At 67.6% G+C, this 21,620-nt stretch carries 13 protein-coding genes; 4 read left to right on the top strand and 9 right to left on the bottom strand.

The genetic code is table 11. The features are described 5' to 3' along the window. Positions 1-212: 212 nt before the first annotated feature. On the top strand, positions 213-1,619 hold the full coding sequence (locus tag GXP76_RS16745; RefSeq protein WP_242572329.1) for a twin-arginine translocation signal domain-containing protein: 1,407 nt from the start codon (positions 213-215) through the stop codon (positions 1,617-1,619). A 24-nt stretch (positions 1,620-1,643) separates the two neighbouring features. Here GXP76_RS16745 and GXP76_RS35880 read toward each other — a convergent pair whose 3' ends face one another. From GXP76_RS35880 to GXP76_RS16760, 3 genes are all read right to left on the bottom strand, one after another. Then, complete coding sequence (locus GXP76_RS35880; protein ID WP_242572330.1) at positions 1,644-3,056, bottom strand: MGMT family protein; 1,413 nt, start codon at positions 3,054-3,056, stop codon at positions 1,644-1,646. A gap of 414 nt (positions 3,057-3,470) precedes the next feature. Next, positions 3,471-4,979 carry a hypothetical protein gene (locus GXP76_RS16755; RefSeq protein ID WP_242572331.1) on the bottom strand — a complete coding sequence of 503 codons (1,509 nt, stop codon included), beginning with the start codon at positions 4,977-4,979 and terminating at the stop codon, positions 3,471-3,473. Between the two features lie 613 nt (positions 4,980-5,592). Beyond that, a complete protein-coding gene (locus GXP76_RS16760; RefSeq protein ID WP_242572332.1) occupies positions 5,593-6,279 on the bottom strand; it encodes a transposase in 687 nt (228 codons plus the stop codon). 321 nt (positions 6,280-6,600) lie between these two features. Between GXP76_RS16760 and GXP76_RS16765 the strand changes: the two genes are divergently transcribed. Both GXP76_RS16765 and GXP76_RS36040 read left to right on the top strand, forming a co-directional pair. Beyond that, the gene (locus GXP76_RS16765) at positions 6,601-8,685 is read left to right on the top strand and encodes a hypothetical protein (protein WP_242572333.1); all 2,085 of its coding nucleotides are present in this window, start codon (positions 6,601-6,603) and stop codon (positions 8,683-8,685) included. Between the two features lie 294 nt (positions 8,686-8,979). Next, positions 8,980-9,414, top strand: coding sequence for a WhiB family transcriptional regulator (locus GXP76_RS36040; protein ID WP_374361321.1), 435 nt, complete (start codon positions 8,980-8,982; stop codon positions 9,412-9,414). A 250-nt stretch (positions 9,415-9,664) separates the two neighbouring features. Here GXP76_RS36040 and GXP76_RS16770 read toward each other — a convergent pair whose 3' ends face one another. From GXP76_RS16770 to GXP76_RS16785, 4 genes are read right to left on the bottom strand one after another with little or no spacing between them, the layout of a single operon-like run. Continuing rightward, on the bottom strand, positions 9,665-10,936 hold the full coding sequence (locus tag GXP76_RS16770) for a TIGR02679 family protein (protein WP_242572334.1): 1,272 nt from the start codon (positions 10,934-10,936) through the stop codon (positions 9,665-9,667). Continuing rightward, positions 10,933-15,189 carry a TIGR02680 family protein gene (locus GXP76_RS16775; RefSeq protein WP_242572335.1) on the bottom strand — a complete coding sequence of 1,419 codons (4,257 nt, stop codon included), beginning with the start codon at positions 15,187-15,189 and terminating at the stop codon, positions 10,933-10,935. Before GXP76_RS16775 ends, GXP76_RS16770 begins: the two co-directional genes overlap by 4 nt. Continuing rightward, entirely contained in the window at positions 15,186-16,511 is a 1,326-nt protein-coding gene (locus GXP76_RS16780) for a TIGR02678 family protein (protein WP_242572336.1), read from the bottom strand. Before GXP76_RS16780 ends, GXP76_RS16775 begins: the two co-directional genes overlap by 4 nt. Further along, a complete protein-coding gene (locus tag GXP76_RS16785) occupies positions 16,508-18,121 on the bottom strand; it encodes a TIGR02677 family protein (protein WP_242572337.1) in 1,614 nt (537 codons plus the stop codon). The genes GXP76_RS16780 and GXP76_RS16785 overlap by 4 nt, the downstream gene beginning before the upstream one ends. Before the next feature lie 220 nt (positions 18,122-18,341). On the opposite strand from GXP76_RS16785, the gene GXP76_RS16790 reads away from it, so the two are divergent. Further along, positions 18,342-19,046: a PaeR7I family type II restriction endonuclease gene (locus GXP76_RS16790; protein WP_242572338.1), complete on the top strand. Its 705-nt coding sequence runs from the start codon at positions 18,342-18,344 to the stop codon at positions 19,044-19,046. A 78-nt stretch (positions 19,047-19,124) separates the two neighbouring features. Here GXP76_RS16790 and GXP76_RS16795 read toward each other — a convergent pair whose 3' ends face one another. Both GXP76_RS16795 and GXP76_RS16800 read right to left on the bottom strand, forming a co-directional pair. After that, the gene (locus GXP76_RS16795) at positions 19,125-19,850 is read right to left on the bottom strand and encodes a PaeR7I family type II restriction endonuclease (protein ID WP_242572339.1); all 726 of its coding nucleotides are present in this window, start codon (positions 19,848-19,850) and stop codon (positions 19,125-19,127) included. A 13-nt stretch (positions 19,851-19,863) separates the two neighbouring features. Continuing rightward, on the bottom strand, positions 19,864-21,528 hold the full coding sequence (locus tag GXP76_RS16800) for an Eco57I restriction-modification methylase domain-containing protein (RefSeq protein ID WP_242572340.1): 1,665 nt from the start codon (positions 21,526-21,528) through the stop codon (positions 19,864-19,866). Positions 21,529-21,620: the final 92 nt, after the last annotated feature.

The following is a 21,620-nucleotide window of genomic DNA, read 5'->3' on the forward strand; positions in this document are numbered from 1 at the left end:
TCCGAAACGCGAACTCCCCTGGGCGGAGATCCTGCGAGCGGTGGACGACGCGACGGAGTGACGCCGACGGTCCGTGCGCCGGTCCTGCCAAATCGCCCTGCCGACCCGGCTGTTGACATCGATCCCTATTGGTATAGACCCTTGTGCGGTGTTTGGTGCCACTGTCATGCTTGACCGTGTTCGGACATCCGGCCCGCGACAGGAGTGCCCGTATGCCCGCCCTTCCCCCGCTCTCCCGCCGCTGGTTCCTGGGTACCGCCGGAGCGCTCGGGGCCGCCGCCGCGCTCGGTCTGCCCACCGCCGCGAGCGCCGCCCGGAACGACGTCGTACCGATCGCCTGGGGGAGCCTGGGGTCGTACCCCGGTGCCGACGCCGCCGGCAAGAGGGTGACCGCGGTCCTCGCGGGGAGCTCCCGGTATCTGATCGGGCCTTGGTACGCGGGGAAGTACACGCGCTACCTCCCCGACGGCTACATCGACCTCCAGGGCACCGACGAGCGGGCCGTCCGGCTGCCCGCGATGGCCGCCGTGGCCGCCACCACCGCGCTGACCACCGGCACCTACGACCCGCGGACGCTGTCCGCCGCCAACGCCACCATCCGGACGCACAACCTCATCCGTACGCTCGCCGCCCGGCACCGGGCGAACAACGCCGACACCGTGACCCGTTGGGGCAACGGCTGGCAGACCGCCCTGTGGGCGTACTACACCGCACTGGCCGGCTGGCTGTTCTGGGAGAAGCTGGACACCACCGAGCGCGATCACCTGGCCGCCATGCTGGCCTGGGAGGCGGACCGGCTGACCACCGGGAACAACGTCCACCTCATCGGCACCGGCGGTGAGCAGCTCTACATGACCCGCCGCGACGGCACGGTCGTCACACCCGGCGACAGCAAGGCGGAGGAGGACAACTGGAGCGCGGCAGCGCTCTCCCTCGCCGCGGTGATGATGCCGAACCATCCCAACGCCGCGCGCTGGACGCGCCGCAACGTCGAACTCCTGCTGGCCGCGGCGGCCTGCCCGCAGGACCTCACCAGCGACGAGACGATCAACGGCATCCGGCTGTCCACCTGGCTCCAGGGCACGAACATCGCCGACGACGGCACCCTCCAGAACCACGCACGCCTGCATCCGCTGTACATGGTGGCGTTCGACCAGAGCCTGTACCAGGGCTTTGTTTTCGGCCTGGCGAACCGACCGGCGCCACGAGCCGCCCTGCACAACATCAACCGGACGTACGCCGCCCTGGTGGACAAGCCCTTCCCGCTGCCCGGCGGCGGCACCAGCCCGATCTACCGCGAGAACTCGGCGGAGATCTACTACCCCGAGGGCAACGACTGGGGCACTCACTTCCCCTTCTACTTCGGCAACTTCGACCTGCTGGTCACCCTCACGGGCCAGGACACCGGCATCGACCCGTCGGCGGCGAAGTGGGAACGCCTCCACAACGAGGCCCAGCTGACCCTGATGTCCCGCTTCACCGACGGCCGCACCTACGGCCCCAACGCGGAGAACACCTACTACGGCCGCGAACACCGCATCGCCGCGATGGCGGCCCAGGCCTACCTGACCCTCTTCCTCGCCCGCAACACGACGGGCAACCGCCTCCACTGGGCCTGACCGTGCGGCGGGCGCATGGCGGCATCACAGACCTTCTCGGACGTCGAGAAGTTGCCGGAGAGCGTCCTCACGAAGGCGTTGGTCCGGGTCGGCGGCATCCCCGTCGAAGCGCACGCCTTCGCTCTTCAGCATGTCTGCGGCAGTGTCCGTGCGAGAGGGGTCCGGCCATTGGAAGCCGGGGCTCACCTTCCCGGCGGCCGTAAGAACCCGCCACGGGTTGGGGCATTGGCCACAGGTGCCCAGATGTCTGCCGATCGGAACGGCATGGCTACCGATCACCGTCGCCACGTCGCCGTAGGTGGTCCACTGTCCGGCGGGGACGGCGGCGAGCAGGGTGTGCAGGCCGGTCCAGTCCTTGTGGGTGCCTCTGAGTTGCCTGGCCAGCCCCGTGAGATCGGTGCCGGCCAGCGTGGCCCATTCATCAGGGTCGACGTCGGCGGGCACATGTGTGGTGTCCACGTCCCACCACGTCGTTCCCTGAATGCCGTCCGCGGTGCGGCCGGTCACGCTCGTGAAGATGTGGTTGGCCAGCCCGGTAGGCGAGTAGGAGGATCCGTCCGCGTCCCAGACCAGTGGCTTGGCGGTGTTGTTGACCCAGGTAGCGGTTGCGCGGCTGATGTCCGCCGTCACCCAGGAGCGGATGTCGTCGCGTATGGCCTCCGTCACGCCATGGCGAGGCGTCATCCGCAGTCTGGTTCCGTCGGGCAGTAGGCGCGCACCGACGAGTACGTGGACGGCGTTGCGTGAACGCGAGCGCTCCTGCAGCTTCTTGGCCGCCGCCTCGCCTTCGACCCGGGCCGGGGTGAGCGTGAACTCCTCGACCTCCGGGGTCGGGTAGACCTTGGTGAACCCGGCGACGAGGTGTCCTTCCACCCGCCACAGGCCGACCTGGACGAGGTCGATGTCGATGCCCATCTCCGACAGCCAGACTACGGAGTGGGTCACCTGCTTGGGGAAGTCCGCAGCGATGATCACCTGCCGGGGCCGCTGGAGCAGTTCCGGGCTCCACTCCCCGTCGACGTGGTCGAGCAGCCGCTGCCTGCACGCGCCGATGTCGAGGGTCTGCCCCCTGCGCGACAGAAAGCCACGGTGCGCCCGGGTGAGAGTGTCGAGGTCGAAGCGGGACACCAGCGCGGCGTAGGTGATCGCCTGGAGGTGCACGTCCCTGTCGGCCGTCCCTCTCTTCAGCTCGACTACGACAAGGCGCCCTGTCGCATCCAACCCCAAGACGTCCAGCCGGTCGCGGGCCGGCACTCCGTCGGTGTCGGCCCACCGGTCGTACTCCGCGGTGATCACGAGCACCGACTCCCCGAGCACCTGGGGGTGTGCGATCACCCATTCCTGTAGATGCTGCCGCTCCAGCAGGCTCTCCGCGGCGAGCCCGGTACGCGATATCGGCGTGGCTGTCCGGCCGTCGACGGTGAAGAGATGATCCACAGTGCCCCCTCGTGCGCCCGGCGCGGTGCGTCGGACGCCCAGAGCGTACGTGGGCGGGGTCCCCCACGAGGAGGGATTGGCTCCCAAGATGCCCCCCCGCAAACGCCTCAGGGACCCGACCCGCACTGCGGATCAGGCCCCTGACCTGGCGTTTTAACTGTCGGGGTGGCGGGATTTGAACCCACGACCTCTTCGTCCCGAATGAGGTACGGGTGGGATCGACACCTGCGAATCTTGTAAATTTGCAGGTCAGGTGGTTGGTCTGAAGTGGCGCGGGGAGGTTCCGGTTGGTCTCTGAGAGAAGATCATCTCCCAGAAATCTCCCAGCGAGGGGTGCAGTGCTCTCGGAGCCTTGGTTCCGAGCTGCGTAGCGCAAGTAAATTTGCTCGGTTCTCTGCCGGATGTGTCGTCCAATCATGTGGCGCAAGAGAGCCCGGGGTTCCCGGCAGGAAGCAGCTTCACCTGTCCGGCGGGAACACGCAGTGGGCGGTCGGCTGCGGCGTTCCACAGGACCACGTTGCCTTCGGCGACGCCGAACGAAAGGTAGGGGGTGCGTGGTGTAAGCGCTCCACCTTGCTCGTTCAGGGTGCCGACCGGGACTGTGGGACGGACGCAGACCCAGTCCGCTGAGATGCCGAAATACGGTGGGGCCTTGGTGTGATGGGAGGCTGCTCGCTTCAGCTTGTCGGCCGCGTGCTGTGGTGACGCGAAGGTCCACTCGGCGGCTGTGAGCAAGCCAAGGGTGAGGAAGAGTGCGGCCAGGGTGCCGGCGAAGACGCTCCGCGGCCGTATGAAGTGAAAGTAGCGCAGGACGCCCCAAATGGCTGCTATGAAGAGGATCGCCACGAGGGTGGGCCACAGCAGTTTCACCGCCGCGACGAGCTGGTACGCCCCGCTGACCGCCGTCTCTTCCGGTGACAGGGACAGCTCGTCCGCGTAGCCGTCCTGCAGGATCCTGCCGGTGAGGGGCAGAGCCGCCACGAGCAGTGTGGCGAGGAGGGGAAGCACCGTCGCGGCCAGTATCTGCCATCGCCAGCGGCGCCCCAGCAGGATCAAGCCGGTCACGTAGAAGCCGATTGCTGCCGTCACCCAGGCGGACCGGGAGTCGACGCCGTCGAAGAGCCCAGGGACGCCCAGCGTGTAGACGGCCATCGCGAGGGTTGCGATGACGCAGATGACTAGGCAGTGGAGCCGAGAGTGAGCCAAGGGCAGGGCGAAAGCCGTCCACCAGGCTGGGACGGCACAGACGACGGCGAGGAACCAGCACACTGCGGCCGCAACGGGTATCAAGTGCTGAGCTGTTGACAGGAAGAGGGACATAGCGAGCAGTGGCCCGCAAAAGAGCGCCAGAGCCCTGTTGAGGGCGTCCTCCCGATGATGGATAGTTCCGGTGCGCCCCCGTCCGTCGAGCGGCCGCACGTCGAGGTCTGCTCGGGGTCCGTCCGTGCGCAGATGCCGGGCCAGGTGTCGGGCGGCGTCCTTGCTCGCATGGATGCGCACGCGGACGTCGAGGAGCCCAGTGCGCGTCGCGCACCAGCGCGTGACTGTTCGCCAAAGCCGACGGAAGCCCGGTGTGACGGTGCCTTCGGGTTCGTGTTCTGCCGAGTGCACCTGCCACTCGGGCTCGAGGACCCGATCGATCTCGTCACGCCGGAACAGCCGACCGTAGATCACAGTCTGTACCGACCGGCTCAACTCCGTTATCTGCCAAGCTGCTTCGCGGTCGGCACGCCAGGTGGAGCCCCTGATCGGTACTTCCACCCACCAGAACTCGCTGAAGTTGACGTTGGAGTCGAACGCCCGGCGGACCGTGCGTCGTTCCTTCGGGCTGAGCTCGTGGCACGTCCAGCCCAGCTCCCGTATCCGCCGCATGGCCTTGTCCCACTGCGGCTTGCCCCCTTGCAGTTCGATCAGGGTGGTCACCGTGCAGTCCGGTCCACGGGGAATCATCGAGCACCCTCGATATGGTCGGCGAAGTGTGTTTCTTCAGCCCGCATGGCGGTGTCCGTCCTCAATCTGTCTCGACCGTCGGAGTCCAGGGAAACGACGATATGGCTCAGCACTGACAGGCAGGCGGTGCCTTCAGCGGGCACGTCCCACTGTGGGTCCGTCAGGCTGACCTCCTCTGAGGTCACGGCTTGGCGGATCGCTCCGATGAGTCGGTCTGGCGAAGACCATTCCGCGTCCTGGCCCCCGGCGGCCATATCGGAATCTCCGACTTCGTCGCCGACGCCTAACGAGCTCGTGCACGGTAAGCCGTGAGACGTCGAGGATTGTGGCGGGGCCTCGTGCTCACCTCGGCTGTGCCGGGGTCAGGTCCGCGGCCTGCTGGTGGGACAGCAGGCCGGCGATGGCATGGATGGTGTCGCTCATGTGCTCGCGGCGGCCGAAGTGGCGGGCCAGTGCCCGCCAGTTCTTGAGATGGGCGATGCCGTGCTCGACCGGATACGGCGTGAGGAATGTGCCTTGCGTTGCCGCTCGTGCATCTCCTCGTACCAGTCCGGGGCGTTCTTCCTGAACTTGCGGTGCGGTGGCGTCACCACACGTCCGCCGGTCTGCGCGCCGAGCCCCTGGTAGCCGGCATCGGCGAGGGCCTCGACCGCAGGCCCACCGGCCAGGAGCCCGACCGCCCCAACTGGCGTGCGTGGGTGATGTCCGCGCAACTCCCGGGCTTGGTCGGGCTGCACCACAGCAGGCGTCCTTCGCCGTCCGTGACCACCACGGACTTGACGGCGTTCTGTCTGTTCTTCCCGGAGATGAACTTGTCCCGGTCCTTGCGCCCTTGGGCCAGCCGCCGGACCCGGATCTCGGTGCCGTCGATGATGCCGGTCTTTCCGGTCGCGCCGAGATGGTCGATGACTTCGGCCAGAGTGCGCAGCCGTACGTCGGGGCTGATGGTGCACCCTCGCTCGGCGAGCAGGGGCCGCACCTCGTTGATGGCCCGGGTGATGGTCGAGTGGTCCACGCCGAACCAGCAGGCCAGCACGTCATGGGTGGTTCCGTGACGGAGACGGACGAGAGTGGCCAGCAGCCGGTCGACGAGCACCAGCCGGTGCTTCGCGCTTGCGCCTATGGCCCGCTTCCGTTGCCGGGAGGCAAGCCTGGTCTGGTGGCGTTGATGCCGCAACGGGCCGACTTCGGCGACGAGTTCAGCGATCACATCGGCTGTCAGGCCCGTGATCCGCCGGTTGCTGATGACCCGTGCACGAGTCGAGTTCCCCACCACGCAACCATGATCAACGATCAAGAGCTCGACGTCTCACCGTTTACCGTGCACGAGCTCATTAGCACAATTGCGCGGCCAACCAGTAAGGAATCAGCAAAATCTGATGGAGTGTCACCCCTGCTGCTAGCGTTTTTCAGGCAGTCACATCAGCGGACTCAAGCTTTTCACCTTCGCCAAGTAGGCGGTGGGCGGCAACGCCGGCGGTCGAAGCCGGCACGTCTCGGAAGTGCGGTCGAGCGTGCTGATGCCGTCTCGGACACATCGGGTCTTGCCCGGGCGAGCCGAGAGGGAGAACGGGAAACAGCGTGACCGATCTCCTTGGACGACCACGGCGTCCAGGTGCGTGCCTGGACGGACACCGGGACGAAGATCGGAGAACACCTGATGGAGCCATCATCCGGCGCGGGCGAGACCGTCCTGCCCCGCCCCGTCGAAGCGCTGCCCCTGCCTGCGGTGGCAGCCGCAACGCGGAAGCTTGCCGACAAGCTCATCGAACACTTCACCGTGGGGGAGCCCGCCGCATTGGCCCTCGCGCAGGCTGTCGTCGACCCATCTGCTGCCCGCCGGGCGGCAGAGTCCCCAGAGCGGCTGCGGGTGCCCGGCGGCGTGATCCTGGCGATTCGGGCTGACGTATGGGCGCGCTATGTCATCCCGGACCCGCGAAACCCGCGGATCGGTCCGTCGCGTCGGCACCCGGCCTCGAACTTGATCGGTACTGGCGAGAGCACGCGCTTCCGTCCGTTGGCCGAGCCGATCGCGGCGTCTGGGAGTCGCCCGGAACTCGTGCAGAGGCTCGCGAACCAGGAACACCTCGCGTGGGCGGCACAACAGTCCAAGGAGTACGTGCTCGATCACAACGACTGGCGCGAGTCCCTCCGTCACCAGGGAGTGATGACAGAGGTGTGGCTGGCCGCGACGGCCTTTCAGCACGAGGACAGCACACCCGGGGTAACGGTTCCGGTCACGGTCGAGGGGTCGAGCCGAGTGACGTGCGCCCACGACCTCCTCGACCTCAGGTCCGCCGACGTTCCCTACCTTCGGGACACGGCGAAGCTGCGTTCCCACATCCGCAAGCTCAACGAGGCGATCACGACTGCGGGCGACCCTGCACAGGTCGACCCCGAGGTGGCGGTCACAGTGCGCTGTGAACGGCTTCCCGCGCTGCTGCTCGTTGGTTTCGAACCGCACGACGGTGCCACCGCTGACTTCGGCGTCGCTGTGAAGTCGTTGGTCGCGCTCCGGCACGTCGACTCCCCCAAGCCGTGGGGTGAAGCTGCGGAGAACGAGGCTCTCGCCGACGCCGTGGTGGACGAGATCGAGCGGCGAAAGCTGATCACTCCCGCCAAGGCCGACTGGCTACGCGGTGCTTGCACCCCCGACCAGGCGAAGGCCGCCGGATTCAACGACGACCCGTCCGTCCGGGCGGCGGCGATCGTCCGGCTCTTCGCCGAGCGTGATCAGCCGATCCATGCCGCTGTGCGGGTCGCTATCACGGGACAGAGCACCCGCAAGAACATCACCACCAAGCTACTGCTCGACGTGGCTTCCTCTCTGGTCATGCGCTCGGTTTCGGAAGAGGACTCCCGTAGGCGGGAACGGATGCGGAAGTACCTGAAGTCGGCGTTCCCGGGCGAGCTGGCCAAGGACTGGGAGGCCACTTTCCGTGGGACGGAGGAGCTGGCCCAAGCTGCACTTGAGGAGGTCATGAAGGGGGAGCCGGGCGTGGCGACCAGGGAACTCGCGGCCCGAAGCGCCTATCCCCTTGTTATCAATGGCCAGCTCACGGGTGACCGTGGCACGAAGGACAACGATCAACCCGATCGTCGGCACCCAGGCGAGGTCATCGACCGTATGCGCAGTACTCAGCAAGGTGTGCACCAGCTGAAGCAGGCGCTCCTCGACTCTGCGGCGGGTCGTAGGGCCCGCAAGGTGGACAAGACAGGATGGGTCATTCAGAACGACCACGGCCGCGACATCCTCGTCACTGACACGGACCTCCGCCGCACCTTCCCACCCGCTGGCGAAGGCCCATCACCCACAGCGGCTCCCCGGAACGCAGGTGAGATTCTCGGGAATGCATTGCATGACCTGGCCACTTCGATCCAGGCGGTCGAGGGCGCGGTCAAGGTCGTGGAGGCGGTCAGGGCCGACGACGGGACCCGTGCTATCGATTCGCTGGGCGCCGACCGAGCCGACTGCGAGGCGTGGCGAAACGTCCTGCAGGACGTCCTATTTAAGCTGCCCGTCTGGCAACAGCGGAGCGTCCAGCGGCACGGGATTATTTCCGAGGACCCGTACGACCTCGACGCAGACCGTGACGACGAAGAAGCCGAGGAATCGGACGACGAGTTCGACGGTCAGTCGACCGACGAAGACACGCTGCCTCAGGACGAGGTCGTTTAAATCGCCAGTGCCCCGGGATTCTCCGGATTGGCATAGAGACCCGGCCGCGCGCCGGGAGCCGCGACGCGGACAAAACGGTGAGGCCCACCCACCCGCCAGGACGAGGGCGGCAACGCTGGCTTTCCGGGCTTCTGCTCGGGAAGCCGGTACGCCTCGGGGCCGAAACCGTGATCCGCTGCCGCTTGCCGTCACACCGGGCGGGACCCGGAAGACATCAAGTGGGTGCGCCGGGCAGTTCCCAGCTCACCCTGGCATTCACAGTGGACCGGACACGGCCACGAGCTGGAGCACTCGATGGACAGCCTGCACTTTCTCGTCGGCCGCGAGCAGGAGCTTCGCGATCTGATCCGGTCGTCTCAGCATCGGTACTCAGTTCGTGCGGCTTGCAGGGGTGTGGACGTGAGTCTCTACCACCCCGAGGACGGAGATGGGCCCGCCGAGGGGCCCTTGGCGACATGCGTCGGCTGCGAGGGCCGCCTGGAGTGCCTAGCCCTGGCGCTGCGGGCGGAGGACCCGGAAGCTCGTCACGGTTGGTACGGCGGCCTCGGCCCGGCAGAACGAGACCGTATCGCGGTAATGCTCCGGCTTGCCAAGACTGCAACACCCCTGCCGGACCGAGCTCTCACGGCCATCCGTCTGGGCCGAGAAGGATGGCGGATCAACGACATTGCGCAAGTGCTTGGTTGCTCCAGACGAACTGTGCAGCGCTACCTCGGTTCCGCGCGCTGACACCAAGGTGGCACTGCCGTGCGGGCATGGGGTGCTCACCGGGCTGCCAAGACCGACTCAGAGAAGACACCGCGTCCGCGCCGAACTTCACAGTTGAGGTATCGGGAATTGAACCCACGACCCTTGCGTCCCGAATCAGGGCGGTCAAGACCGACACCGGGTGGGTTGCTGTCTTTCCTGGTCAGGGCGTTGGCGTGCCGCGGGCTCGGGTCGTCTCGGGAGGCCAAAGTCCGACATGGCGCCAACGTTCCTACGTCTGACGTGACAGGTCGTCCACCAGAGGGTCGAGAGTGGCCTCCTCATGGAGTGCGACGCCGAGGGCAGTCATGGTCGGGGCGAGATCCGGGTCCCAGTCCGCGTTGATCAGCTGGCCGTCGAGCGCCAGTTGGGGGATGCCCTCAGCCTGGCTGCGAGCGGCCAGGTGCTCGTAATCTGCAGTGCCCATGCGCCACGGCTGGGCTTCGTAGCGGCGGATGACCCGGTTGGCGAGAGCGATCCCCGGCCAGTCGAAGTCGCCGTGGTACGCGAAGCGGCAGCCCGTGACAGCGAGGGCGTCGAGAAGCGTGAACACCACCGTCGCGGCGCTGCCGGACGTGCACACCAAGGGCTGGACGCATGCCGCGTCCGCTGCGGCTTCGACCACACGTGGGTTTTCACAGATGTGGATGAGTGTTCCGGCGGGGAGTGGCAGACACAGGGAGTGCAGGTCGCGCGGCGTCAGGTGCGCTTCGGCGTGATGCTCGGCCCGCTCACGTAGGGCACGCTCCCGCCAGCCCTCGCCGGCGGGGCGCAGCCCGTAGGTCAGCACCGTGCTGGAGACTTCGTCCGGTGTGACGGACACCAGCCGCCACAGAGCGCGTCGACCGGCAGCGTCGTCGGGGAACTCGGTGCCGTGGGCGAGGGCGACACCGCGTTGGACCAGGCGGGCGAGCCAAGTGCCGTCGTCGAGGCCGTGCGCGGAGCCGGTCGCCATGGCGGCGAGTTCTCCTCGGCCGAGTGTCCCGCCCCGCTTGGGTCCGAGGAGAGTGGTGAGGACTTGGACCGCTTGCTGGAGTGTCCATACCGCTGTTTCGGGTGTCACTCCTCGCGGAACGCCGGACCGGCGCAGCAGGTCGTACCACTGCCGGGGCCATTCCTGTTCGGTGAGCGGGGAGGCGTCCAGTGCCGAAGCGAGTGACGACCACACCTGCTCCCGCTGTGCCGTCGCGTCCGCGCGGGCGGCACGGCAGTCGGTGAGGGGCGGGCCGAGCTCCTCCAGGATCTGCCTGAGCCCGAGTCCGGCGGCCGAGGCGCGCAGTCGTGCGTCGAGCACGTCGAGTCGTACGGTCACGGCGGCACCCGTGAGGGGTTTGCCCAGCAGGAGTGACAGGTCGTTGCGTTCCTGGGGGTTCATCGCGGTGAGCCGGAGGGAGCCAGTGGTCTGTACGCCGTTGCTCTCCAGGCGTTTGCGTACGCTCACCCAGAGCCGCGTGAGCCCAGGTCCCGTCAGCCAGTCGCGCGTTGCGGAGGGAAGGGCGCTCATACGGAGACCAGACGGCGGTGGCGGCCGTTCCAGGTGTAGTGCAGGGTGGCCACCCCACGGACATGGGGATCGCGGAGGCACTCGTAGATGTGCAGGGACGGCACCTCGGGCCAGTTGCCCATGAGCCGCTCGCTGGTGAGGACGAAGTCGAGATCGAGGTCGACGAGGATACGGCCCAGCCGCCCGTGGGTGGGTTCGTCGACCTTGGCGAAGGCGTCGTCCAGGAGGATCAGGCGTGGCGCGTGAGGGGCCGACTCGGCGAGGCTCGTGAAGTGGGCGGCGGCTGCGGCGAAGAGCACGAGGTAGGAGAGGACCCGTTGTTCGCCCTGGCTGAGACCGGTCCGGCTGGTCAATTTCCTACGGCGGCCCGGAGCTGCGTCCTCGACCACGAAGGTGTGGAAGCGGAACCAGTCGCGGTAGTCCAGCGCGGTCCGCAGATGGGCGGCGTAACCGGCTGAAGGATCGGCGCGTCGGGCGTCCTCGATCCGGCGTTGCAGGACTTCGCGGAGCCGCTCGGTCTCGTCGCGTGTCCGGAGGCTCGACGGGCTGCGCAGCAGGTCCACGGCTGCCCGGACGTCCGCGTCCACGTCTTCGTCCAACTTCCACAGCAGCTCGACGCCGAGACCGTGAGAGGTGCGCACGGTCCGCAGGGTGTCGTTGAGAGCCGCGACCAGGTTCGCCGCGGTGATGACCTGTGCCGAGAGGTGGTCACCGAGCTCGCCGGTCAGGAACCGCTGGAACACCTCGCGCTCGCGCTCGGTGAGCCGTCCGCGGGCCTCCGCCGCCTGGACGGCGATCCGCTCGCCGACGGCCGCGACGTCATGGGACCCGTGGTCGTCGACCAGACGGCACACCTTGATCCCGTCGCGTTCCTCCAGTTGTGCGTCGAATCCGCCGGCCAGCTGGTCGCGCAGATCGGTGTGCCGGTTGAGCAGGGTGCTGTCCGACACCTCGCCTTTCGGACGACCGAGGGCCTGCTCCACGGCCTCGGCGAGGGCCCGCAGCGCGCGCAGACGGCTGCGGACGTCCACGCTGGGATCGTCCGACACGTACTCGGGCAGCGAGGACCGGTCGAGACCCGCGCCGAGCACCACCTCCGGTCGGCCGAGAGCACCGCGAAGGGCGCCGCCGGTGTCGATGACCGCCGTCTCCTGGTCTGCCAGAGTCCCGCGCAGGCGTTTCTCGTCCTCTTCCGCTCGCACACGCCGGTCGTGGAGGTCATCGCGGGATCGTTGCGCCGCAGGCAGGGAACGGACAGCGTCCGCGATGCGCTGCTTGGCCTCCTTCTCGCGGGTGAGGATCTCTTCCTCGGACGATCCGATGGCCGCCTCGCGGGTCCGCAGGTCCTGCTCAGCGGTGCGCAGTCCGGTGAGGTGGACCCGGTAGCCCTCCTCCGCGAGCAGGCGATCCTCGCCGGCACGCCCATACCGTTCGGCATCCGTCTCGTGCGCGCCGAGCCGCTCGCCCGTGCTGCCGACGGCCCTGCGTAGATGCCCGACACCACTGAGCAGGGTAGCCAGTGCGGTGCGTACGCGGTCCAGGGCGTTCGGATTGCCAGGCAGATCGTGGGCGGTCGCGGTGGCATCCGCCTCGGTACGTGCCGTTACCGCGAGAGCGCGGGCTGCCTCGGCCAGCCGTGCCGCCTGAGTCGCCTTGGCGGTCAGGTCACGCAGGGCCCTCTCCGCTGATTCGGTCCTGCTCCATGCGTCCGCGAGACCCCGTGCCCTGGGGAAGTCCCGTTCCGCGAGCGTGAGAGCCCGACGCTTGGCATCGGCTACGGCGAGTTCCTCGCGGACGTCGGCCAGCCGCTGTTCCGTGTGCGCGATCCGCTCCTCCAGGTCGGCGAGGATCCGTCGGCGGGTCTCGGCGCGTACGGCGGCCCCGACGTACTCGGTGTTGCCCTTGTCGTGACGGCCACTGAGCACGCCCAGACGCCAACTGCCGTCATAGAACACCGCGTTGTGTGTGGATGTCTCCTGTGCGGGTGTGAATGCAATGGTGGCGAGCAGACGCCCAACCTGCTCGGACGTGACTCCGCAACCCGGTTCGGGGGCCGGGCGCAGGGCCGAGGCGAGAGTCGGTCCGTCGGACAGCGCGGGACCGGGCTTGAGGAGGGTGTCCCGGGTGCGAGGGTCGAGAAGGTCGCCGTCCGCGCCTACCCATGCGTCCAGGATTCCGCTCGCCTCCAGGGCCCCTTCCAGGCCGGCCCGGTCGGCCGGCGCCAGGCCGTCCGCGAAGTCCACGAGCCGGTAGAAGGGCGCTCCGCTGCCTGTCGTCCTCGCGGCGACGCGGTGGTGCGGGGCCAGCGGCTCAGGGTCGGTACGTTGCTCCCAGTCCCGCTTCTGCTCCACCAGACGGTCAAGTTCTTCGTCGAGTCGGCCGACGCCGAGCGCCAATGCGTCCCGGCGGTTGGTGAGTTCTTCGCCGTACGGTTCGAGTGTGGCCTGAGCGGTTTGCCACGCCTGGCTGTCGATGTCGGGCGGTAGCGTGCGGTCCGCGAACGGCGCCTCGGCGGAGGTCTCGTGACCGACAGCGGCGTGTACGGCGTTCAGGGGCGGGCATTCGGAGCCCAGCGCCGTCCGTGCCTGCGCCGCCCACTCGGTGACACGGAGCGCATAGGCGCCGCTCTCCTCGGCGACCTTCTGGCGGCTGATGTCGAGACGGCCTGCGGCCTCCTCCGCCTCGCCCTCTAGCCGTTCCCGCTCTGCATCGGCCTGAGCCGCCCCGGCCCGGGCCTCGTCCGCCCGTGAGATGAGACGGGTCACCTCCTGGACCATCCGGGCCCGGTTCTTCGCGACCATCTCGGCGTTCTCCAACTGGTTCTGCCAGGAGCGCAGTTCTTCCCGCATCGCCGCCGTGTCCACACGGGCCGCCGATCGGTGCCGTACGGTGTGCGTCTCCCCGTCCGGAGTCGTCAGTTCCGTCTCGGCGGCCTGGGACAGGATGGTGCGTGACAGGGCCACCGCCTCGCCGAGATGACCGGTGGGAAGCCCGGCTTTCTCCGCCTGCGTCAGCAACTCCCGGTGCTCGGTTCCCAGTTCGGCCAGTCGGCTGCCGAGGTGTTCGACCCCTTCGGCCAGCCGCTCCGCCGTGTTCTCCTCCGCGTCGCGTGCGTTCCGCAGGGTGGTGAAAGCGGCTACGGCGGCGGTGTGCAGCGCCTCCACCGTGGAGCGGCGCTCCGACAGTTCGCGCAGGCTGCGGTAGGCGTGACTGGCGTGCAGGGCGGCCAGGTCGGTCCTGGCGGCCTGTTCCTCTTCGCGCAAGGTCTCCAGCCGGCCTTCCGACTCCTCCTCCTGCGCCCTCAGGTCACTCGTCCGCTGTGCGGCGTCTCCGGCCGCCCGGCGCCGTTGCACGAGGACGCCCAATTCGTGGCTGACTCGCTGCGCGGAGGTGCGCAGGACACCGGACAGGTAGCCGCGGTAACTGGTGAGGAACGTGCGCAAGGCCGCGTCTGTGCGCTCCAGGCGGCCGAGTTCGTCCCGTACGGCGTCGAGGTCGTGGAGGTTACGTGCCACCTTCTCGACCACGTCCTCGTCGAGCCCCGGCAGGGTCTCGCTGAGAAGGGAGACCAGGCCCCCGTGCTCGATGCGGTCCCCGACGGTGGGGCGGCGCAGCCGGTGGAGGAGCTGGGTGAGGTTGCGGTAGCGCGTCGCGTCGGTGATGCCGAACAGGTCCCGGGCCACCCGGGAGCGGTGCATGACCGCACGGTCGGTCGTGTTGTCGGATCCGACGATCTCCCTGAGCCTGTCGACCGGCAGTGGCTTTCCGTCCTCGACCAGGTGCAGATCTTCACCCACCCGCAAGGGGGTGATGAAGAACGTCGGCAGCGCCTTCTGCGTCGACTTCGAGGCACGGATGGCGACACCGACCGTCAGGAAACGGTGGCCGCTGTCGTCGGTCGCGCCTCGGAACTCCACCCACAGGTACCCGAGGCGGTTGGTCTGCTCGAATCCGTCCAGCATCAGCCAGGGGAGCGTGGTGCGGCCGGTGCCGGTCGCGTCCAGTGCCCGGGAGTCGCCGTCCAGGAGATACGGGAGCAACATCTCCAGGGCCTTGGACTTGCCCGCGCCGTTCTTTCCGCGCAGCAGCAGCCGTCCGTCACCGAACGAGAACTCCTGGGCGTCGTACTGCCAGACGTTCTGGATGCCCGCCCGGTGCAGCCGGAAACGGGTGCCGGTGGTCGTCGCGGGGGCGGTGGTTGTCGCGGGGCCGGAACTCGGTAGTGGGACGAGGCCACGCGCGTCGGTGGTCATAGCGACAACTCCTGTTGCACATCGGTTCCTTGGCGAGCCTTGGCAGCCGGTCGCACGGTCACGAGGGTGGCGTAGCGCGCCGCCGCGGCCAGCAGCACCCAGCCCTCGCCGCCGGGGCGTGCGCCATGGACGTCGGTCACCGTGCGTCCTTCCGGCGCCTTGTCGACGTACCCCTCCGGCAAGCCTTCTCCCTCGGCGCGCAGCCGCCCGGCGCGGGCCATCAGCCGCATGCGGACCAGCAGGTCCAGCACGGCTTCTCGCAGGGAGGGAAGGTCCTCCAGGTAGCCGCGCTGCCAATTGCTGCGCTGCCCGTACTCGGCGATGAGTTCGGCGAGCACCTCGTCCACCAGCCCATCCGGGACGGCCACCCCGATGACGAGCGTCCCGCCAGTCGCCGGATGCCCCGGGTCCTGCGGCCGAAGTCGTTCCACGAGCCGTTCCACCAACAGAAGCGCGGCCTGTGCGACGGTCCCGGTGCCCGGCAGGTGCAGATCTGTCAGCTCCTCTTCGGGATCCACCAGCGCCACGCCCTCGGCTCGGATCTCCATCTCCAGGCCCAGAAGTTCGGAGAAAGCCTGGGCTTCCCGGCGCTGCCGGGTGCGCAGCCAGTCGCGCTCGGCGGCGGTCAGCTCGTCGAGGTGGACGACCGGTGTCTCGACGAGCATCCGGCGTACATAGGTGCGCGGTCCGCTGAACCCCGGGTCCGCCGCCCGCCGGACCAGATCGGCGCCGTCTCGGGCCTGCGCGAGCGGGCCGGCGACGACTACGCGCGCCAGCTCGCGATCCACCGTGATCAGGGCCTCCCCGCCCGCTTCCTGCGCGATCGCGGCCACCTGGCCCTCGGTCTCGACGAGGACACCCCACTCGACGAGCCGGCGCAGAGCCGCTATCAGGGTCCGCTTCCCGGCTGCCCTGCCCGTCTCCTCCAGCTCGATCCCCGCATCGGCGGCAGCGGCCCTGATGTCGGCGACCAGGTGCGAAAGCAGCATCTGCTCGGGCGCGGTCACCAGAACAGACAGGGCCAGTGCGAGACAGGCGTACGTGTGCGGGGTGAAGGGGGTGCCGGTGGAGCGCTCCAGCCGGTGACCCGATCCCGCCCCCAGCCCTGCCTTGAACAGCCGGGCGAAGGAGCTGTCGACCAGCAGGCGGTAGCCGAGCACCTGCTGGAACCGTTTGCCCAGCCAGTCGGCATGCCTGCGGATCAGCGGGAAGAGGTCGGCGTGAGGGCCGTCCGATGCGACCAGAGGGTGGGCGAGCAACAGCCGGGCGGCGGTTCGGCGTTCGGCGGCCAGGGCCACGTCATGAGTCGAGGGAAGGGTCATGACACGCTCTCCTCCGCCTCCGCCGCACTGTCGGCCGCCGCCGAGATACGACCGATGTCCACCTCCAAGTCGTCCAGCAGCAGGTCGCCGTCGGCCGAGTACAGCACCGTCCGCGTGCCAGCCGTACGGCGCACGGTGAGCTGGATACCCAGTTCGGCGTCCTCGCTGCGCGCCGAGTCCAGGTCGAACCCTGCCGTCCCGGCATGCCTCTTGAGCTGAGCGTTCCCGAGTGCCGTGGCCAGCAGTTCCAGGAGCAGCCCGAGCGCTGCCGAGGTGAGTCGTACGTCGGCGAACCGACCCGACGCGCTGCGTAGTTCGTCCGCCGCCGCTGCCCTGGCTGCTGCTCGCTGCCGGGCGGCCTCCCGCAACCGCTCCTTCTGTGCGGAGTGGTCCTCGACCGCGGAGGCCCGGCCCCGCTGGGTGCGGCTGCCCCTCTCCCGCAGAGCCACCGGCACCTCGACCACCGGTCCGGTCCACCAGCTCGTGTAGGCGGGCACCACCTCGTCGGTGGCCGGGGGTATGCCCAGATGGCGGGCGCCGTACAGTCCGAAGGCGGCGACGGCCATGTCGTGCGCGTCCTGCGGCGCCGCTTCGTCGAACCAGCGGGCCAGCCGCAGCAGGTCCTTACGCCGGGACATCTCCCCAGTGGCCGACCGCAGCATCCGCTTGGCGTTGGCCAACAGCGACTGCAACGCGCGCAGTGTGGCGTCCCGCAACTGGTCGACCTGGCTGCCCTGACCGTCGGTGTCGCTGAACCAGCCGCGCAGGCCCTCCCAGTCCGCGAGTTCACGGCCCCGGCTGCGCTGCACCCGGACCTCCGGGCGGCCTTCGCCCTGCGCCGACAGACCCGTGAGCCCCTGGGAGTGGGCGTCCAGCCGATCGAGCAGAGCCGGGATGTGTGGCCACAGGGTGTCCAGCGCGGCCGAGATCCGGGGCGCGCGGAACGCCACGTCCTCCGTGATCGCCTCGACGTAGTCCAGGAGTAGTTCCTTGAAGCCCTGGTACTCGGCACTGTCCAGGTCGTAGCGAGACAGCACCTGGCCGAGGTAGGCGTAGAAGTCGCGTATGGAGTCCGCGAACTCGGTGAACTGCACGAAGAGCGTGCTGATCCGCTCCAGCCCGTCCTGCGGCTGGATGCCGCCTGGCGCGGTCACGAGGCCGGCCAGCTCACGCAGCCCGCGCTCGACCAGGGCCAGTAGTTCGTTGCTCACCTCGCGGGCGGCGTCGGCCTCGGCCAGGACCCCGTCGGCATCCCGCTGGATGCGTTCCCCCAGTTTCGACAGCTGGTAGCGCGAGCGGGAACGCTGGTACTCGCTGATGCTGGACGCCTTCACCGTATGGCTGCTGCGCAGTAGGTTTCCCCACTGCGCCAACTGTTCCAGCCGGACCGTGAGGGTGTCGGCGTCGAGCCCCGCGGCGGGACCACTGCTCTGACGCAGCTTCGCCATGATGTCCGGGACGGCAAGATCCGCCAGCAGCGTTCCGCAGAAAACCCGCATGATCGCGACGTGCTCCAGCCGCTCGGGCGCGCTGAGGTATGTGTAGGCATTCAGCCGCCGCCGCACTTCCCCATCGGCGTCCTGAGCTGTGCCGGAAACGGATGCCCCCATGCCCGTGAGGTTACGCGGCGCATCCGGGCACCGCCGGTGTGTGGCAGAAAATGCCACGATCGAACCGGATTCGACCACTTGGATCAGCCACGGGCTCGACCAAGCATTCGTGTGCAGACATCGCCTGAGGACCGACTGTCAGTCCCACCCCTCAGACTTGGGCCGACTGAGGTTCGCGGGTTCGAGCCTGTGACGTGCGCTGAGCGATGGGATGGGTGACGTGAAGCCCGAGGCGATTCATCAAGCGGTCAAGTACTTCTGGGCTAAGCGAGGTGAGCAGAGGGGCAACCAGGAGGATGGAGGGAAGGCTGGCGGAGAAGCTCGCGGTAATGGGCACATCAAGGGCTTCGAGGAAGCGGTGAAGGAAGTCTTCCTTGACTGCGGTATCCCTGCGGACGATATCCGAACGGGGAAGCCGTACTTGCCGGGCTACTACCGTGTCCGCAAGCAGTGGGATCTGGTCGTGCTTTACAAGGAAGTCCTGGTTGCCGCCCTTGAGTTCAAGTCGCAGGTCGGCAGCGTGGGGAAGAACTTCAACAACCGCTTCGAGGAAGCGCTGGGCAGCGCCGCTGACCTGTCGGCCGCTCAGAAGAAGAACAGTCCCTTCGGCGCTGTACCACCGTGGCTTGGTTACGTCTTCGTGCTTGAAGAGACGGAAGAGACCGAGAAGCTGAACAGGCAGTCTCACGCGCTATTCGAGACCGATCCAGCCTACACGGGCATGTCGTACACCCAGCGTTACCAGGAGATGATCAGCCGTTTCGTGGGCGAGAACGTCTATGACATCGGATGGTTCATCACCACTCAGCGGGCAGAGGACGGCAGCGTTACTTATAAGGAGCCCTTGCCGACGGCGACCGCGCGAACCCTGCAGGTGGCCATCGAAGGCCGAGTAAAGCTGGTCAAGGCCATGCTTGGTGAGTGAAACGTAGGCCCATTCCTTCGGAGGAAACCTAGAGGAAAGGGCCTACGTGTGTCGGGATCCGGAGAGCCGTGGATTGCTCTAGCCGGGCAGTCCGAGGTCCCTCAAATATGTGAGGCGCGCATTGATTGCAGCCGAGAAGTGCCTCCAATCGAGGCTCTCCCTCAGCTCGATGGGCTTGGGGCTCTCGGCTGAGGACGTGACGTAGCACGCGGCATCGTAGAGCTGCTCCGCCATGAGGCGTTCACAGAAGATCCCGAACCGGTCCTGGTAGGAAGTGCCCTGCCAGATCTCTTCGGGAGGCAGGGAGCCCTTGGCAGTCTTGACCGGCCTCCGGGACCCTTCGCCGTCCTGCATGATGAAGAAGTAGCCGAGCCAGGGCTTCTCCCTCGGGTATAGCTCGGCCAGGGCTGCGCGGCGGAGGTCCACGGCGCTGCCAAGTGCTTCCTCGACTCGGTTGTTGTAGTTGTTGCCGTACGACGGCCCGCCGAGCGCCTTCATTTCAAAGGCTGCGACGAGTACGCCTCCGTGCACGACTACGAGATCCCATTGCTTCTGCGGCCGGTAGTAACCGGGCAGCTCCAGCCCCTGGGATTTGTTGACGCGGATGCTCTCGGCCGGGTAGCCAGCTTCCAGGAAGAACTTCGCCAAGAGGGCTGCGATCACGTCGAAGTGCTTGCCGCCACGGACTGACCCGGCTGTGCCGGCTCCGACCGCGGCCTTGATTGCTGACTGCTCACTCTGCAGTTGCTTGGCGCCCCAGTACGCAGCTATTGCGTCCTCGAAGTCTTGGCGGGTGACCGTCAAGATCCGTCCCTCTCTAGTCGGGCAGTTCGGCGAGCCCGTAGACACGCAGAGCTGCTTCTGTGGCAGCCTGCACGTCGCGTTTGTCGAAGGCTTTCCGGAGCGCGTCCTGATCGCCCTCGCTGATCGCCTGAGGATCAGGCACGCGGATCTTGCGGAGGTATTGCGCCTGGAAGCGGAGCGTTCCCCCTCGCATCTTGACCGCGTACGCCTCCACGAAAGCCTCGGCTACTTTCGATAGCAACAGGCCGCCGAGAACACACATGTCCCAGGCTTCCGAGACGATGAAGTACAGGTTGTGGTGAGGGTACAGCGCGCCCTCATCGAGCACCGGGTGGATCGTCAGCTTCATGTCCGGAAAAAGCAGCTTGGGACGCCGAGTCAGACCGTCGTCGACCTTGTCGATTGTCTTGTACCAGCGCTGAGGCTGCTTGACCGCGACGTACCGCTTGCGGAGCGCGTCCCCGTGGTTCTCCAAGTACGCCGCAAGTTGCGGGTAGGCGGTGAGGTCGACCAGGTCACCTTCAGCCGTCCATGGGTTGACCAGGTAGGTGCCGTTCCAGTTCAACGTGCCGCTGGTGGTGTCACGGACCATGGCCATAGGCAGCAGTCGGTCACTCTCGACCAAGGAGCCGTCTTCAGTGAGGAAGACCTTGTCGGCACCGGTGGCGATGCCGATGCCGACGCGGGTCCCGGTCTGGGAGTCCTCCAGGAGCCGGAAGCGTTCGGTGAGCTCTTCTAGGAGAGCCAGCCGGGCTGGCGATGCGGCTGGCCACGAGTCCTCGTCCGGGAACCAGTGCGGCATGCGGGCGGCCTGGAAGGCTGGAGACGTGATCGACTCCGTGTCCTTCGCGTACCAGTCGGCGAAGCTGATGGCTTGGGCGCTACCGAATGCCCGTGTGGTGTCTGCTGCCACCGCTCGGCCTTGGGGTCGGTTCGAGATGAGAGTAATCGCCGGATAGGCCGAAACCTGATCCTCGAACGCATCCACATCGTGCATGATCAAGGCGAGGTCCATGCTGAAGCGGCTGGTCACCAGCTGTCGGAGACGGCGGCCGTACTGGTTCCGCATCCAACGGTCGGCGCAGATGAAGCCGAGCCGCCCGTCAGGATTGAGGCTGCGCAGCGCAACCTCGTAGAAGCCGATGTAAATGTCTGCCCTGCCCCCCATCGTGGAGCACGCGCTGCGGTAAGCCGCCATCCGCTCGCCCGGGACGTCTTCAAGGCGGATGTACGGAGGATTGCCAACCACGTAGTCGGCTCGGTGGTCCACCTGGGGCTGTAGCAGGTAGTCGCCTTGCTTGACCCAGGCGGCTGCGACCTGCCGGGCTTCTGCGGCGGGCCACCCTTCGCCCACCAGCTGCCTCTCGACGACGGCGCGGCTTTGCTGCACGTTGCGTGCCAACAGATCCAGAGCGCGCACGGCTGCGAACGCATCCCCGAGGGGTCGATTGTGCCTACGGCAGGACGCGCTGATCCGAGATGCGACAGCGACGAGGAAGGCCCCCGAGCCGCACGCCGGCTCCACGAGCTTCACGTCGCAGAGGTCCTTGTCGGCCGTGTACCCGAGGAGGTCGAGGATCAGGTTGACCACCCAGCGTCGCGTGAAGACTTCGCCGTGCTCCGTGGGGGCAGTAGGAAGGTCGCGCCGGTTGACGTCAGACAGCAGAGGAGTGGCCACGTCCATGACCCTACTCCGGACAATTTTGGCCACAGCTGAATGTGCCCTACTGAATGCTGGTGGGGTCGAGTCATCCTCGAAGAGGCGGCCAG

The sequence above is a fragment of the Streptomyces sp. NP-1717 genome, assembly GCF_022695985.1.
Classification (GTDB): domain Bacteria; phylum Actinomycetota; class Actinomycetes; order Streptomycetales; family Streptomycetaceae; genus Streptomyces.

Excerpts from the sequence above, each read along its gene's own strand:
- GXP76_RS16745 (WP_242572329.1), top strand. The coding sequence starts at position 213 with ATGCCCGCCCTTCCCCCGCTCTCCCGCCGCTGGTTCCTGGGTACCGCC.
- GXP76_RS36040 (WP_374361321.1), top strand. The coding sequence starts at position 8,980 with ATGGACAGCCTGCACTTTCTCGTCGGCCGCGAGCAGGAGCTTCGCGAT.
- GXP76_RS16770 (WP_242572334.1), bottom strand. The coding sequence starts at position 10,936 with ATGAGCGCCCTTCCCTCCGCAACGCGCGACTGGCTGACGGGACCTGGG.
- GXP76_RS16775 (WP_242572335.1), bottom strand. The coding sequence starts at position 15,189 with ATGACCACCGACGCGCGTGGCCTCGTCCCACTACCGAGTTCCGGCCCC.
- GXP76_RS16780 (WP_242572336.1), bottom strand. The coding sequence starts at position 16,511 with ATGACCCTTCCCTCGACTCATGACGTGGCCCTGGCCGCCGAACGCCGA.
- GXP76_RS16785 (WP_242572337.1), bottom strand. The coding sequence starts at position 18,121 with ATGGGGGCATCCGTTTCCGGCACAGCTCAGGACGCCGATGGGGAAGTG.